At 57.4% G+C, this 15,126-nt stretch carries 13 protein-coding genes; 4 read left to right on the forward strand and 9 right to left on the reverse strand.

Features of this window, described 5'->3' with window-relative positions:
- Positions 1–2 precede the first annotated feature (2 nt).
- On the forward strand, positions 3–839 hold the full coding sequence (locus BK667_RS14175; RefSeq protein WP_123597975.1) for a Rossmann-fold NAD(P)-binding domain-containing protein: 837 nt from the start codon (positions 3–5) through the stop codon (positions 837–839).
- 45 nt (positions 840–884) lie between these two features.
- On the opposite strand, the gene BK667_RS14180 is transcribed toward BK667_RS14175, so the two are convergent.
- The 9 genes from BK667_RS14180 to BK667_RS14220 form a co-directional block, all read right to left on the reverse strand.
- Positions 885–2,237: a glutamine synthetase family protein gene (locus tag BK667_RS14180; protein ID WP_123598019.1), complete on the reverse strand. Its 1,353-nt coding sequence runs from the start codon at positions 2,235–2,237 to the stop codon at positions 885–887.
- Positions 2,238–2,259: 22 nt separating this feature from the next.
- Positions 2,260–3,282 carry a homoserine O-succinyltransferase gene (locus tag BK667_RS14185; RefSeq protein WP_123597976.1) on the reverse strand — a complete coding sequence of 341 codons (1,023 nt, stop codon included), beginning with the start codon at positions 3,280–3,282 and terminating at the stop codon, positions 2,260–2,262.
- A gap of 222 nt (positions 3,283–3,504) precedes the next feature.
- Entirely contained in the window at positions 3,505–5,031 is a 1,527-nt protein-coding gene (locus BK667_RS14190) for a GMC family oxidoreductase (protein ID WP_123597977.1), read from the reverse strand.
- A 54-nt stretch (positions 5,032–5,085) separates the two neighbouring features.
- Entirely contained in the window at positions 5,086–5,691 is a 606-nt protein-coding gene (locus BK667_RS14195) for a LysE family translocator (protein ID WP_123597978.1), read from the reverse strand.
- 71 nt (positions 5,692–5,762) lie between these two features.
- On the reverse strand, positions 5,763–6,590 hold the full coding sequence (locus tag BK667_RS14200; RefSeq protein ID WP_123597979.1) for a gamma-glutamyl-gamma-aminobutyrate hydrolase family protein: 828 nt from the start codon (positions 6,588–6,590) through the stop codon (positions 5,763–5,765).
- Complete coding sequence (locus BK667_RS14205; RefSeq protein ID WP_259698034.1) at positions 6,587–7,582, reverse strand: fatty acid desaturase family protein; 996 nt, start codon at positions 7,580–7,582, stop codon at positions 6,587–6,589. The genes BK667_RS14200 and BK667_RS14205 overlap by 4 nt, the downstream gene beginning before the upstream one ends.
- Before the next feature lie 97 nt (positions 7,583–7,679).
- The gene (locus BK667_RS14210; protein WP_259698035.1) at positions 7,680–8,975 is read right to left on the reverse strand and encodes an O-acetylhomoserine aminocarboxypropyltransferase/cysteine synthase family protein; all 1,296 of its coding nucleotides are present in this window, start codon (positions 8,973–8,975) and stop codon (positions 7,680–7,682) included.
- A 28-nt stretch (positions 8,976–9,003) separates the two neighbouring features.
- Positions 9,004–10,155: a 2-aminoethylphosphonate--pyruvate transaminase gene (locus tag BK667_RS14215; protein WP_123597981.1), complete on the reverse strand. Its 1,152-nt coding sequence runs from the start codon at positions 10,153–10,155 to the stop codon at positions 9,004–9,006.
- 412 nt (positions 10,156–10,567) lie between these two features.
- Entirely contained in the window at positions 10,568–11,506 is a 939-nt protein-coding gene (locus tag BK667_RS14220; RefSeq protein WP_123509455.1) for a LysR family transcriptional regulator, read from the reverse strand.
- 123 nt (positions 11,507–11,629) lie between these two features.
- Between BK667_RS14220 and lysA the strand changes: the two genes are divergently transcribed.
- The 3 genes from lysA to BK667_RS14235 all read left to right on the forward strand — a co-directional run bounded on the left by lysA (position 11,630) and on the right by BK667_RS14235 (position 15,023).
- The gene (lysA, locus tag BK667_RS14225) at positions 11,630–12,868 is read left to right on the forward strand and encodes a diaminopimelate decarboxylase (RefSeq protein ID WP_123597982.1); all 1,239 of its coding nucleotides are present in this window, start codon (positions 11,630–11,632) and stop codon (positions 12,866–12,868) included.
- A 401-nt stretch (positions 12,869–13,269) separates the two neighbouring features.
- Positions 13,270–13,785: a GNAT family N-acetyltransferase gene (locus BK667_RS14230; protein ID WP_123597983.1), complete on the forward strand. Its 516-nt coding sequence runs from the start codon at positions 13,270–13,272 to the stop codon at positions 13,783–13,785.
- The gene (locus tag BK667_RS14235; protein ID WP_123597984.1) at positions 13,785–15,023 is read left to right on the forward strand and encodes an MFS transporter; all 1,239 of its coding nucleotides are present in this window, start codon (positions 13,785–13,787) and stop codon (positions 15,021–15,023) included. Before BK667_RS14230 ends, BK667_RS14235 begins: the two co-directional genes overlap by 1 nt.
- Positions 15,024–15,126: the final 103 nt, after the last annotated feature.

A 15,126-nucleotide genomic window follows, 5' to 3' on the forward strand; every position in this document is an offset into this window, starting at 1 on the left:
CGATGAAAACCGAACAAGAAACCATCCTGATTCTTGGCGCGACTGGCAAAACCGGACGGCGGATTGCGCAGCGATTGAAAGCGGCGGGCCGGCCTGTTCGCCTCGGCTCGCGCGGGGCAAGTCCTGCCTTCGATTGGGACGATCAAAGCACATGGGCCGCCGCGTTGGATGGCATTCACGCGGTTTACGTCTCGTTTCAACCGGACCTCGCCGTTCCGGGCGCACTCGAAACGATTCAGGCCTTTACCAATCAGGCGGTTAATAGCGGCGTGCGCAAACTGGTGCTGCTCTCCGGGCGCGGCGAGATCGAAGCTGAACAAGCGGAACATGTCGTACAAAGCAGCGGAATCGACTGGACCATCCTGCGCGCCAGTTGGTTTGCCCAGAACTTCAGCGAGGCGCATTTCCTCGAACCTATCCTGCAAGGGGAATTCGTCCTCCCCGTGGGCAACATCGCGGAACCCTTCATCGATGCTGAAGACATTGCCGAGATCGCGGTCGCGGCGCTGACCCAGCCGGGGCACTCAAATCAACTGTACGAATTGACCGGCCCGCGCGCGTTGACCTTTGCCGAAGCCGTCAAGGAAATCGCCCGCGAGACAAACCGCGATATCCATTTCACCAGCATTTCGGCGCACGACTATCGCCAAGCACTGGAGCAGGAAGCATTGCCGGATGAAGTGATCGACCTGGTGCTGTATCTGTTCACCACGGTGCTGGATGGCCGCAACACACCGCTCGCCGATGGCGTGCAGCGTGCGTTGGGTCGGCCGGCGCGGGACTTCAGCGATTATGTCCGGCGCACGGCGGCGACGGGGGTTTGGGCAAACAAAGGATAAATCCCCTGGTTGTCCATAATGCGTGGCAGGGTGCATCCCTGCCCCTTAACTTCGCTCAAATCCCCTGACCAGTTCCCAATCTGTCACACGCCGGTCGTATTCGGACTGTTCCCAGTGCGCGGCGTGCACATAATGATCGACAACCTCGTTTCCCAACACCTCGCGCAACCATATCGACTTTGAACTTATCTCGGTGGCGTCCCGTAGGGTTTTCGGAATTTCCGGCAGTTCGGTATCCCGATAAGCGTCGCCGACAAACGAGCCCGGCAAATCCAACTGCTCGTCTATGCCCGCAAGGCCCGCCGCAATCAGGCCCGCAAACGCAAGATACGGATTCAGATCGGCACCGCCGATGCGACATTCCACCCGGGCGGCACTCGTACCTTCGCCGCAAACACGGTAACCGACTGTTCGATTGTCGTGGCTCCAGGCAACCTTGGTCGGTGCGAATGTATCGGTCTGGAATCGTTTATAGGAATTGATGTAGGGCGCCAGAAAAAGGGTGATGTCTTTCGAATACTTCAGCAGGCCGCCAAGGTATTGGTGCATCAATTCAGACATGCCGTGCGGCGATTCGTCATCATGAAAAAGCGGTCTGCCGTCCAGCGACCACAATGAGGCATGCACATGGCTGGAGGAACCTGCCAGGTCATGGCTCCACTTGGCCATGTAGGTGATCGCTTTGTCATGCTGCGCCGCGATCTCCTTGCTGCCGTGCTTGATGATCGTATGGTGATCAGCCATCAGCAATGGATCGGCGTAGCGGACATTGATTTCACCCTGCCCCGCGCCCCCTTCGCCCTTAGTGCATTCAATGGTTATTCCCGCGCCGTGCAGCCCGTTTCTGATCGGGCGCATCACCGATTCCTGGCGGGTTGTCGACAGAATGTTGTAATCCTGGTTGTAGCGGCCAAATGTCTGCGGATTGCTATATTTCTTGCTCGATAGCCCTTCATAAGACTCATCGAACAAATAGAATTCCAGCTCCGATGCAAAGCAGGCGCTCATGCCTCGATCGGCCAGCCGTTGCAACTGTTTCTGCAGAATGTGCCTCGGTGAATGGACCACTGGCCGCCCCTGATGATCCAGTACATCGCAGATTACCAATGCAGTCGCGTCGAGCCATGGCAGGCGCCGCAGGGTGGAGAGATCAGGCCTGAGCAAAAAGTCCCCGTACCCCTGCGCCCAACTGGCGCCGGTGTAACCCGGCACCGGCAGCATTTCCATGTCATCGGCCAATAAATAATTGCAGGCGTGCGTTTCCTCAAAACCGTGACGGACAAAAAAATCCGCATGATAACGCTTGCCCATCAAGCGTCCCTGCATGTCCACCATGCAAACCAGCACAGTGTCGATCGAGCCAGAGGCCACTGCCTGTTTCAATTCTTCGAATGTCATGCTCATGTAGTTCACCCAATGATCAAGAAGAAGATGCCATTTCAATTCGTTGCACCGCAGGCCCCTGAAGCGACGATGGGGCGTGCGTTTCAACGTGCTTCATCTCGACGGCGGGCGGGAATACCCGATCGTTGCCGATCCTCCCCGGATCGGCTGGGGCGGTCTGAAAAATCTGGGTGATCCAGTTTGCGAACAGCAGGTGCGCGTGACTGCGCCACTGGTTTCTTGGCGACCGGGTATCGCAGTCGTCAGGGAAATAGTTTCTCGGAAGACGGATTCCCCTCCCCGCGTCTCGATCACGAAAGTATTCGTCGGCAAGCGTGTGTGAGTCGTACTCAATGTGATTGAAGAAGTGCAGCGCGTGATGCTTGGGGTCATTGAGCAGACAGAGCCCGGTATCCGGCGAGTCAATCAGTACACAGAGGCCACTGTCGGAAGGAATGTCGGTGTGGCGCATTTCTGTCCAGCGTGACACCGGGATATTGAAATCATCGGAAAAGCCTTTCAGGTACGGCGAGTCGGTTTTCAGGCCGTGATGCCTGAACACGCCAAAGGCTTTTTCATCCAGTGCATATTTGGGCATGCCATGAAAGTAATGCATGGCCGCCTGAGCCCCCCAGCAGATGTTTAAGCTGCTATGCACATTGGTCTGCGTCCAGCGAAAGATGCGGGTGAGCTCGTCCCAGTAGCTGACATGTTCAAACGGCAGCATTTCGATTGGCGCCCCGGTCACGATAAATCCGTCGAACTTCTGATCCTTTATGTCCGACCAGTCGTGATAAAACGAGGCCAGATGCTCGGCCGGCGTGTTCTTGGGCGCATGGTTGGTAATCTTGACGAGTGTCAGCTCGACCTGCAGGGGTGTGGCGCCGAGCAAGCGGGCAAACTGGATTTCCGTATTGATCTTGTCGGGCATGAGGTTGAGCAAACCCACGCGCAGCGGGCGGTGATGCTGATACACCGTGCTCTCTTCGTCCATCACCATGACGCCTTCTGTTTCGAGCGCGGACAGTGCAGGCAAACCTTTGGGAATTCTGATCGACATGGGCTTCCAAGCCTCCGTTGTGGGTCAAACCTACGCCAGGTGTAAAACGATTCGGCCCTGCTGGTGCAGTTGGCATCGATCACGCAAACCAGACTGGAATTGCGATTTATTCAGCAGTTTGTTCAGTGATTTTTCCTGCGTCGGCGTGCGACCGACAGGATCACGCCCGAGCCTCTGGCCCACCTCGGCATCGATTGGCCAGAGACTGCGTTGCGTGCAAAGTCAGTTGCCCGATGCGGTCGAAGCGAATTGTCTGGCATCGGAGATGATCAGATCAGCGGCCTTCTCTCCGACCATCATCACGGTTGCATTGATGTTGACCGACACCATCGCCGGGAACATCGAGGCATCGCAGACACGTAGCCCGGAAACCCCCTTGACCTTCAGATCGGGGGTGAGAACGGCGTTCGGATCATCAGCGGAACCCGCTCGACAGGTGCCGGAGGCGTGATAGTAGGTCTGGCAGTTATTGCGGATGAATTCACGCAGATCGCTCTCGTGAACAACGTCGGGACCGGGAGACAGTTCCCGGCTGATAATGTCTTTGAAGCCCTGCGTCTGCCCCAGCCGGCGACAAAACTTAACGCTCTCAAACAGAACATCTTCGTCGTAGTGCTCGGCATCCGAGAGGTAGTTGAGTTCGATGGTCGGCGCTACGCGGATGTCCGCAGAGGTGATTTTCACTGTCCCGTGGCTCCGGCTTATCGCGACATTCGGCTCCAGCGCAATGATGGTTCTCGGTTTCGGCGCCGACGCCTGGTAGTCGTCACCGAATCGCCCGTTGACCCAGCCGGCCGTCAGGCCCAGCTGTACCTGGCTCTGCGCCGATTGCGCACCGGGTATGGTTTGCAACATGGCGATGGCCTCGTACGGCGTAACGTCCCATTCCGATACCGGCTCCGTTGTCTCGAAAATTACCGGTACCGAGTAGTGATCGACCAGGTGCTTGCCGACACCTGGACTGTCGTGGATCACGTCGATGCCCAGGTCTCGCAGCTCGGCCGCATCGCCAATTCCCGAGGTCAAAAGAAGCTGCGGAGACTGGATGCTTCCTGCGCAAACAATGATTTCCCGTCGGGCGGTGATGCGCCCCTTATCGGTGAGGCAGGCACTGGCCACGCTGCCTGTGAACTCGATTCTGGTGACGAGCGTGTCGGTCAGGATCTGCAGGTTCGCGGGCAAGGACGTCAACGGGTGGAGGTAGGCGACGGACGACGAACTCCTCAGGCGCCCGTTTGCGTTCAAGGTCAGCATGCCGATGCCAGGCTCGACACCTTCGCGAAAGTCCACCTTTGACAATCCCAGCTCGACACCCGCCTCGATGAACGCGCGGGACACCGGATGACGTTCCGGACGCTGCTCAATGGTGATGCGTTCTTTCTGGCGCTCGAAATAGGGCATGACGTCTTTTCCCGACCACCCCTCGGCGCCCAAATCGTGCCATGAATCAAAATCCGCCAGCGGCGGTACAAGGTAGGCACAGTCGTTGTGGTTGCCGCAGCCGCCCAACATCCGAGCGCGCGAATAGGTCAGATGGCGTCCGGAATTCTTCGTAGGTTCAGCCAGAAATCCCCAGTCCGTGCTGGAATCGAGTTCAAACAGACGAGAGATATCCATCATGGCGGGAACGCCCTCGTCGGCCGGGCCTGCTTCGATGAGCAGGACCGACCCGATATCCGCATCGGCGAGCCGTCGAGCGATGACCGAACCCGCGCTGCCACCGCCAATCACTATGTAGTCGAAGATCATGGTGTTCCTTGTTTATCGTCCGTTTATCGATAAGTCGTCGTTGATTCAGGTCGCTCAATAAGGAAGCAGGACCAGACACAACGCGACGACCGCGTAAATCACGCCGGTTATTTTGTTGAGTGCGGATTTGTTGTCGAAAGCCGCGCGCGCTTTGTGGGCGAGGAACATGTACCCGCCATAGATCGAAAGCGAAATGACCATCGCCGTCAGACTCAGGGCGATGGCCTGGGTGGTGTACGAAACATTCGGGCTGATGAAGCTCGGGTAAGTGAGCAGGCTCGCCAACCACCCCTTGGGGTTAGTCAGGGAAACCAGAAACGAATCGACGAACATCTTTTTCGGGCTTGAATTCTCAGCCTCGGCGTTGCTCGATCCGGACTTCGCGAAGAAGGCGCTGAACGCGAGGTAGGCGAGATAGATCGCCCCGACCCATCGCAGATACGTCAGGATCCAGCGGTTGTCATGGATGAGTAAACCGACACCCGACAGCACCACCGTCGCGTGTACCGCCGTTGCGAGTCCGAAACCGAATGCCCCCGGCAACGTCGTTTTGAGTCCATGTTTGAGTGCCTGGGCAACCGCGAACGCGACGTTCGGCCCGGGCACGGCGACTGCGGCCGTAAAAGCAACGGCAAACAACAACAGCAAATGTAAATCCATAAATCCGCCGATGGGCTTGTAGAGGTGATTGAAATGGACGGGGAACCGGATTGCCGAAAACGGCCGGGCCGCTAACCCGACAATGGCCCCGTTGATTGATAGGCATGGCATGCGTTTCCGAATGCACTGAATATCTTCTGGCTCGTGGCATCCGTGGCGGCGTGCCATTCGGGGTGCCACTGCACCCCGAACTGAAAGGTCCCTGACGTGGTGTAGGACAGTGCTTCGATCACGCCATCCTCGGCAACCGCTTCCCTTTGAACACCGGACGCCACTTCGGTGATCCCTTGGTTGTGCAGCGAATTGACGTAGAGATCCCCCTCCCCGACGATGGACGACAGCAGCCCGCCGGGTACGACCTGAACCGTGTGCACGGGGAGATACTGCTGATCGCGCGGCACGTTCGGGTTCTCGCTATGCACGACACCTTCGCCCGCCGCTGACAAATCGACATGCAGCGAGCCACTGCGATGAACGCTCATCTCCTGCAAGCCACGGCAGATTCCGAGGATTGGCATGGCGAGCTCAATCGCGACCGACAAGGCAATACTCGACAGGCGATCCCTCGGTCGGTCCCTCTCACCGGGGATCACGTCGTCCGAGGCGCGATTCCAGGCCCGTTGCTGCAGGTTGAAAATATCCGGGTCAAGGTTCGATTCGTCGCCCGTCAACACCAGGCCATCCAGGCGAGACATCACCCCACGAAATTTACGCAGGGTTTCCTCCCGCGACAGATCGCCGTCGATCGTCGGCAGGATCACGCATTCAACGCAGGCATGCCGCTCGAGCGCCTCGATGTAACGCCGCCGCAACCAGTCTCGGTGAACACCATCGTGAAGCTGACGATTGGCCGTCACGCCGACGACGGCACGACGGACATCTCGGGGTATGGCCGTCATTGCGGGTGCTCCGCCGTTGCGAGGGACGCATGCTGCGCGTCGTAGAGACGACGATTGCGATCAAGCAACTGACGAATGACGCTCGGTTGCCCCTTGGGGCCGCTTACGAACAGGCCACCCCAGGACTCGGCGACCTCGGCGTAGTCCGGATCACGCAGGCGAATCTCTTGCGCGCGTTTCAACAGCCAGAATGGCACCCCAGGCGAGAGATGGTGCTCCAGGTGGTACTCGTCGAAATTCACGCCGAACAGCACCCGCTCGATCAGGTTGCCTTTTCGGTTACGCGTGAGATAGACGTTTTGCTCCTCGGTCTCGCACATCGGCGAGTGCTCGGCGATCTCGGTGAACCAGCCCAATATCTGAAACGCGGTCAGGTACGGAATCAGCCAGAACAGCACGAATAAATGCAGGGCACCGGCCATGGCGAAGCCGGCAATGACGATCACCCAGAAGGCCACGAATCCGAAGGAATCAATCGCGGCGCCGCGTTTGTCAACACTCTTGTCCTCTTTGTCCGAGATCAGAAAGCGGTTGTGCCACAGGTACTTCAGATAGCGCAGCGTGGCCCCGCCAAAAATAGCCTTCCAGACGATCGAAAACTGATACTCGCGCGGCTCGCGGACCTCATAAACCCCGGATTTGATGAAGAACTGCAGGTCGGGATCTTTTTCGGGATCGCCCAGGTGCGGGTGATGAAGATGCACATGGGAAACGCGATAGGCCCAATGCTTCTGAAAGATCGGATAGGCGGCGAACGTCGTGCCAAGGAAATGGTTCCACCACTTGTTTTTTGCGAGTATCCGGTGAGCGGCATCGTGCGAAATCGTCGTCAAACCGCGCTGATGCGCACCAATGATCAGCACTGCGATCGGATAGAGCCACCAACTGATCTGAACCGTGGCGAATGCGCAGGCCAACATGACCAGGTAATCCTTCAGCACATACAGCGCCCCGGTAATGTTGTCCGGCCGCAATTGGGCCAGCTCGCGCATGATGTCGCGGGAAAACTGGAAGGTTTTGAACCGCTTGTTGCGCAGTTTCCACGCCTGAGACGTTTCCATAGAGTGATCTTCCTTGCCGGATTGGCTATCAGATGGCGTCGAGCCCGCGTTTAATATCGTCAATCACGTCGTTCACGGTCTCGATGCCCACGCACAGGCGAATCGATCCGTCGAATATCCCTGCGGCCTCGCGTTGCGCTTTCGGAACGGTGGTGTGGGTGGTCGAGACGGGATGCGTCACGAGCGTTCGCGCATCACCCACGTTCGAAACGTGATACATCAGCCGGATGTTCTGAATGAACGTCCGGCCGGCAGCCTCGTCGTCCAGTTCAAACATGATCATGGCGCCATGACCGACCCGGGCATCGACCAGCTCATCGACGATTTCGCGATCACGTCCGGTGGTGAGCCCCGGATACGAAACGCTCCTGACCTTCGGGTGCTGCTGCAGGAAACTGGCCACCACGGCGGCGTTTTCGCATTGACGTTGCATGCGCAGATGCAGGGTCTCGAGGCCTTGAATCAACTGAAAACTGGCGAACGGGCTGATCGCGGCACCGGTATCGCGAAGCCAGGTCATGCGCGTCTTCAACAGATAAGCGCTGGCACCGAGATCTCCCAGTTTGTGTACAGCATCGCGCCAGAGTATTCCCCCATGCGCCTCATCGGGCTCATTGAACAAGGGATAGCGGACAGGATCGTCGAAGTCGAAATTCTTGTTGTCGACCACCAACCCACCCAGCGTCGTGCCATGGCCGCAGATGTATTTCGTTGCCGAATACGTGGTGATAGCGGCGCCTAAGGAAGCGGGTCGGCACACCAGTGGCGTGGTCGTGTTGTCGACCACCAGTGCAATGCCCAGGCGCTTGCCGATTTCGGCGAGCGCCGCGATCGGTAGTGGAATCAGGCACGGATTGGAAAATGCCTCGCCAAAGAACGCGATGGTTCTATTGTCAGCCAACTGCTCGAACGACGAAGGCTCGCGGGGATCGGCCGAGCGGGCTTCGATACCGAGTCGCTTGAACGTGTTGAACAACAGATTCCATGAGTTTCCGTACAGAAACTTCGATACCACTACGTTATCGCCGGGCCGACCACTGCACAGGTTCACAAGGGCCAGGAATGTCGCTGCTTGCCCCGAGGCCACGGCGAGCGCATCGGCGGCGCCATCCACTGCGGCATAGCGTTGCTCCAGAATGCGTGTGGTCGGATTGATGATTCGCGTGTAAGTGAAACCGTCTTCCTTGACGTTGTAAATGTCGGCAATCCTTGCAAGATCGCCGTCGAGTTCATAAGCCGTGGATTGGTAAATGGGCACCGCGACAGCTTTGGTGACGGGGTCGTGTCGATAACCGGCGTGCAGCAATGCAGTTTCGGTAGACATTTGCGAGCTGGGAAGATACCGAGACATACTACAAAACCTCTTGGACGAGTTCAGATTCGAGGTGGATTGACGCCTTTGCGGTACTTCTGGACCCGTCGAAGAAATCGCGGAACGCAGTCGTCAGAAGGAGGATCCATGCCGGTTTGATGGAGCCGATGCATCCGATCCTGAAGCTGCGTGTCTGAGGATGCAGCTTGGAATAGATGTAGAGGTTGTAGGTGGCGAGATGCACGTACAGCGCATCGAAATCCTGCTGGGTATCGATGATCCCGTCCGCCGTGAGCGCCAGACAGACAGGTGAGCGCACTTGAGCGTTCAGAAGCGGCGATGCATAGCGTCCGACCGCGCGGACGATTTCGTCACGCACCGCGCCGTAACGTTCGCCGCGGCCAATCACGCCTTCTACAGTCAACACGTCCAGCGCTTTTGCACACGCCTGGATCACGTGTGTAGGTGGCGTGGATCGCCATTCGCCGGTCTGCTCGAAACTCCGCCACTGGTCCCGGACATCGAGGACAAATGAATTGATCGGGTTACCCTTGTTGCGCAGCAGTTCCAGCGATGCGATCACGAACGCTACGCCCGGTGGCCCCTCGATGCATTTATTGCTGGAGGTCACCAGCACATCGAAGCCGGTTCGCCTGGCACTGATGTCGACGGCGCCAAAAGAACTCATCGCGTCGATTATCGTCCGGATGCCGCGTCGTTTGGCGAGAGCCACGATGGCATCGAGGGGATTGATGACGCCGGTTGTCGTCTCGCAATGCACGAAGCACAGGTGGGTGATCGTGCGGTCCTGCTCCAGGTACGCAGCGATATCGACGACCGAGAGCGGTTGATCACTCGAGGCGTTCATGCTGACGGCCTGCACGCCCCGCAGCTTCAGAATTTTCAGTATTCGCTCGCCATAAATACCGTTGATGCAAACGAGCGGACGATCGGACGAGCCGATGAAAGAGGCCAACGCGGCTTCAATGCCGTAGGTACCGCTGCCCTGAATGGGGACAACTGAATGCGTGCCGTTCCCTTCGATCAGGTCGATTATCCGTTCGCGCATCGAAGCGGTTATATCTTTGAAACTCTGATCGCGCGAGCCCATATCGAACTGCATCTGCGCTTTCACTTCGTCGCTTAAAGCCAGCGGGCCTGGTGTCATTAAAAAATGATGCTGTCCAGACATATAACGCTCCTTATTATATGCAGATGAGAAGACAACTTCGGCGCCCTGTCCAACAGCAGGCACACGTAAAACCGCTTGCATCAAGCACAGCGGATCCACGGTACTCACCGAGCAGACGAATGCACAGTTAGTTGGCCGGTAAGGGTGTTTAAAAACGTTTAGCGAATCTTATTCGAAAGGCACGGTCATCCATAATCACCTGCTCAGTTATTCCATTAACCCGATTTTTGACTACCTGACTTAGATGGTTTGGATCCATTCTTGGGGGTCAGGTGGCGAGACAGTATTGTTCCGCAAAAACTCCGTCAATCATTTTTTTAAAAATGGGGTATATCAAAAAAGCATACATATATTCTTGCCTCTGTTCTTCCGTGAACAACGGCTTACATGGCTTTTGTAATGCTATCGAAAATCATCCGGCAACATTCGTGTTGCCAGACACCGCCTCTTTTATCCCGGCGACGCTCAGTTGTGCCTCTTCGCGCAGCACCTCGCAGAAGGCGTCGACGGATACCGATGCCGGCCGATGATTCGGCCGGATCAACATGACGCGATAGGGCACTGACAAGTTGAGCGACCGAATGACCAGATCGCGCCCCGCCTCCGCCAACGCGGTCAGTGGATTGATGATGGCCACGCCCAATCCTTGCCTGACCATGGCACAGACCGACGCCGCGTTACCCGTTTCGATCACGGTGCGCCGATTGACCTGTGCCTGGCGAAAGTGCTCATCGAGTGTCTGCCGGTAAATGTCCAGACTGGCAAGATTGATGAAGTCGATTTGATGAAAATCCTCCAGTGAAAGGACCGTTTTCGCCGCCAGGGGATGCCCCGGTGGAAGGACGCATACCAGATCGGCACTGAACAGTAACTCGCCGCGTGTACCGCGCGGCACCTGGTGCACTTCGATCAGCCCGAGGTCGTGCTGCTGCGTCACAAGCGACTCCTCAAGCAATGGCGATTCCTGTGACACGATGCTCACGCTGATACCCGCATGCGCTTGATAAAAGCGCCGGCACACCTTCGGTAGCAACGTCTGCGAAAACAATGGAAGACACGTGAGGGCGAGCCGACCGTGCTCGAAATTGCGGATGGATTGCGCGTAATGATCGATGCGCTCCAGGCCGACATAGCAGCGCTCAACCTCATCGAGCAGCATCAAGGCCTGGGCGGTCGGTAGCAACCTGCCTCCCTCGCGATCAAACAACCGCAAGCCGGAAACCAGTTCGAGCCGGGCCAGCTCGCGACTGACCGTTGGCTGCGAGGTGAACAGCAAACGAGCCGCCCCGGTGACGCTGCCTGCCAGCATGATGGAGCGAAATACTTCAATCTGCCGTAGTGAAATCTTCACCTGTTCTTCCTGAAGTCGATGAGGGAAGGCATATCAGATATGAATGGCTCTCAAAAAAAAAGCTATTTTTATACATGCGTACGGACGGGCATGCTGCACCGGCATTCCCTTAGAGCAAGTGTCATGACACGTCCCTCACCGTTCACACTCCTGGCTGACTCGTTGCAGCTCCACGGCTCCCCGCTGTGGTGTTATGACGCGCTGACGATTCGTGAACGAGTCAACAGCTTGCGTGAATTCGACACCATCCGGTATGCGCAAAAAGCCTGTTCCAACCTGCACATCCTGCGCCTGATGCATGAGCAAGGTTTACAGGTAGACGCCGTGTCCATCGGTGAGGTGGAGCGCGCGTTGATCGCGGGTTTTCGCGCCAGTGGTTCTCCCGCCGGCATCGTATTCACGTGCGACCTTCTCGACCAAACGACCCTGAAGCGCGTCGTTGAGCTGGGCGTCGAGGTCAACGCCGGTTCCATCGACATGTTGCGCCAGTTAGGCGAGTGTTCGCCGGGACACCGCGTGTGGCTGCGTATCAATCCCGGGTTCGGACACGGGCACAGCCGCAAGACCAATACAGGTGGAGAAAACAGCAAACACGGTATCTGGCATGAGCAGATTCAGGATGCGCTGGCCGTGATACGAGAATTTCGCCTGGAGCTGGTGGGTGTGCACATGCACATCGGCTCGGGAGTGGATTACTCGCATCTGGAACAGGTCGCGCGGGCGATGGTCCTGTTGGTGGGCTCGTTGGGCCAGGATATCGAGGCGTTCTCCATCGGCGGAGGACTCTCGACGCCCTATCACCGCGAAGACGTTGCAGTGGATATCCAGCGTTATGCGCGGACCTGGGCAGCGGCGAAGCAGGAAATCGAGGCTCTACTGGGCCATTCGGTGCGCATGGAGATAGAACCAGGCAGATTCCTGATGGCCGAATCTGGCTATCTGGTATGCGAAGTGCGGGCGGTCAAGCGCATGGGAAAGCATAACTATGTACTGGTTGACGCCGGTTTCAACGACTTGATGCGCCCAGCCATGTATGGCGCCTTTCACCATATGACGTTGATCGACGCCAATGGCCAGCCGGTTGATCGCCCGCAACAGCCCACGATTGTCGGTGGCCCTCTGTGCGAGTCCGGCGATATTTTCACCCAGGATGAACAAGCGCTCCGGCCACAATCGCTTCCCCAGGCGAAAGTAGGTGATCTACTGGTATTCCATGACGCCGGTGCCTACGGTTCTTCAATGTCCTCCAACTACAACAGTCGGCCGCTGTTGCCTGAAGTACTACTGGTTAACGGGCAATCCCGACTTATTCGGCGTCGACAGCCGCTAAGTGCTCTATACGAACTTGAGTTAGGACTTTAATCCTGCTGGCGACCTTTCCATTCATGAAACATGTTCACGTCACTAACCAGTGGACACGCCATTATTAAGAGCAAAGTTAGCGCATGCCATGAAAAAGGCGAACGCCTCATAAATAGCGGCATCTTATTTATGGCTCCCCCGTGAGGCTATTTCCTTTAAAAGTGCAATAGACAGTTCAATCAGCTCTGCGTTTACCTGAATGGATTGCTGCACTCTTGTTTCGTCATCCGTTATTAACCGCCCGCCTTTTCCTGATATCGCCCTGTGACAGTTCCGGCGCCTTTCATTAGTCAGCGTGTGTCGAGCAATTCGACGGTGCACTTTATGCCACCGAGCATTGCTCTTTGCAGGCGTGCCGCGTAAAAGTGCCTGTCCCTTATCGATCAAGCAAGGAGCAATGGATGCTGGCGTTACACACTGAGCGGCGGTATTTCCGGACCATGGTCGAGTCTGACTGGCCGCTGTTCCTCAGGCTTCACTCCGAACCCCAAACCATGCAGTTCGTATTCGGCGAAATTGCCGAAGAGCAGATTCGCAAAGGCTTCGATCACCGGCTCCCGGCGTGGACGCCGCAGTCCGATCATTGGTTGTGTCTGGTGGTCGTCGACAAGGCCAGCAAACAGGCGCTGGGGGTCAGTGGTTTCCGCATTCTGTCGCCGGGTCACGCCGAAGTCGGCACCTTGCTGTTGCCGGAGTTCCAAGGCAAGGGGTTCGGCACGGAGTCACGCATCGCGATCATCGACTACGCCGCTTCTATCGGCCTGGAGTCGCTGGAATCAACCGTGACCGACGGCAATATCGCCTCGTGCAAGGTGCTGGAGAAATGCGGTTTCGTGTTTGACCGCCGCGTACCCCAGGCCTATCAGATTGGTGATCAATGGTTTGACGACCTGATCTACCAGCGTCGACTCACTTGATGAGTCAGCGCCCGAACACCTTGGCCTCTCTGCGTGCCCTGCCCCATCCGACGCGTTGGTTGTTGCTCGGGATCGGATTGGCCCGGGTCGCCTCCTTCATGATCTGGCCGTTCATTGCCGTGGCAATGAATAAACGCTTCGGCACACCGATCACCGAGATTGGCGCGCAACTGGCCCTCGGCGCATTGATCTCGATTGCCTTGTCGCCGCTCAGTGGCTTGCTGGGGGATCGCTTCAACTCGCGCAACCTGATGCTCTTCGGCTGCGCTTTGTGCGCCAGTTGTTATCTGTTGATGGGCCTTGCGCCTGGGCAGACCAGCTATTTCGTGGCGATCATCGGTATGGCGCTGTCCCAGAGCATTCTCGAGCCGCTGTTGCGCATGCTGTTGAGTGACACGGCAGTCGATGATGCCCAGCGCACCTTCCTTTTTCATATCCGTTATTACGTGGTCAATTGCGCGGCGGCCATCGGCCCGCTGATCGGCTTGTGGTTTGCCAACCATGAAAGCGACGGTGTGTTTGCCATTGCCGTGTGCGTCTACGCCGTGCTGACGCTGACCATTCTCAACGCCGCCCGCGCGCGGTCGGGCAATCCGCACCTGAAGAAAACCGTCTCGCCACCGCTGCGGGATATTTTCCGCGCGATACTCGGCAGCAAACTGTTCCTGTCGATCATCGTCGCCAACTTTTTCCTGGTGCTGGTCTACGCGCAAATCGATGAACCGCTGACTTTTTACCTGCTGCAATTGAGCGTCGACGACATCAACCACATCATCGCCATGATGAGTTTCACCAACGCCGCCGTGGTGCTGGTGGTGCACCTGTTCCTGATGAGTTGGCTGATCGCCCTCGCCGACAAGACCGCCTACCTGATGGCGCTGGGCTGCCTGATGGTCGCGCACGCGATCATTGCGCTGAACACCGGGGCCTGGTGGGCGGGCTGGCTGTTTGCCGTGGTCTTCGCCACCTTCGCCGAAATCATTGTGATGCCGCTGTTCGGCACGCTGATTGATCGCCTGGCGCCACCGGGCATGCGCGGCAGTTTTATCGGGATTTCGATGCTGGCCGGGTTTGGCTCGGCCCTGGCACCGCTGCTGGGGGCGGTGGTGATTGCGCATTTTGGTGGTGCGCTGTTGTTCTGGGGGTTGGCGTTGGCGTGTATTCCGATTGGGTTGCTGGGGTATCGGGTGTTGCGGGTTAGTCAGCCGGAGGTGGTGTCAGCCACCTCCCCTGTATGAAATTTACCCCTTGTGGGAGCGAGCTTGCTCGCGATAGCGGTGTGTCAGTCGACATTGTTATCGCCTGATACGCCGCTATCGCGAGCAAGCTCGCTCCCACAGG

The organism is Pseudomonas frederiksbergensis (assembly GCF_003732705.1).
Lineage (GTDB): Bacteria > Pseudomonadota > Gammaproteobacteria > Pseudomonadales > Pseudomonadaceae > Aquipseudomonas > Aquipseudomonas frederiksbergensis_F.

Bases quoted from the DNA above. Each gene is read 5' to 3' on its own strand.
- BK667_RS14195 (WP_123597978.1), bottom strand. From the start codon at position 5,691: ATGGATTTACATTTGCTGTTGTTGTTTGCCGTTGCTTTTACGGCCGCA.
- lysA (WP_123597982.1), top strand. From the start codon at position 11,630: ATGACACGTCCCTCACCGTTCACACTCCTGGCTGACTCGTTGCAGCTC.
- BK667_RS14210 (WP_259698035.1), bottom strand. From the start codon at position 8,975: ATGTCTACCGAAACTGCATTGCTGCACGCCGGTTATCGACACGACCCC.
- BK667_RS14235 (WP_123597984.1), top strand. From the start codon at position 13,785: ATGAGTCAGCGCCCGAACACCTTGGCCTCTCTGCGTGCCCTGCCCCAT.
- BK667_RS14185 (WP_123597976.1), bottom strand. From the start codon at position 3,282: ATGTCGATCAGAATTCCCAAAGGTTTGCCTGCACTGTCCGCGCTCGAA.
- BK667_RS14215 (WP_123597981.1), bottom strand. From the start codon at position 10,155: ATGTCTGGACAGCATCATTTTTTAATGACACCAGGCCCGCTGGCTTTA.
- BK667_RS14190 (WP_123597977.1), bottom strand. From the start codon at position 5,031: ATGATCTTCGACTACATAGTGATTGGCGGTGGCAGCGCGGGTTCGGTC.
- BK667_RS14175 (WP_123597975.1), top strand. From the start codon at position 3: ATGAAAACCGAACAAGAAACCATCCTGATTCTTGGCGCGACTGGCAAA.
- BK667_RS14200 (WP_123597979.1), bottom strand. From the start codon at position 6,590: ATGACGGCCATACCCCGAGATGTCCGTCGTGCCGTCGTCGGCGTGACG.
- BK667_RS14205 (WP_259698034.1), bottom strand. From the start codon at position 7,582: ATGCGCGAGCTGGCCCAATTGCGGCCGGACAACATTACCGGGGCGCTG.
- BK667_RS14230 (WP_123597983.1), top strand. From the start codon at position 13,270: ATGCTGGCGTTACACACTGAGCGGCGGTATTTCCGGACCATGGTCGAG.
- BK667_RS14180 (WP_123598019.1), bottom strand. From the start codon at position 2,237: ATGACATTCGAAGAATTGAAACAGGCAGTGGCCTCTGGCTCGATCGAC.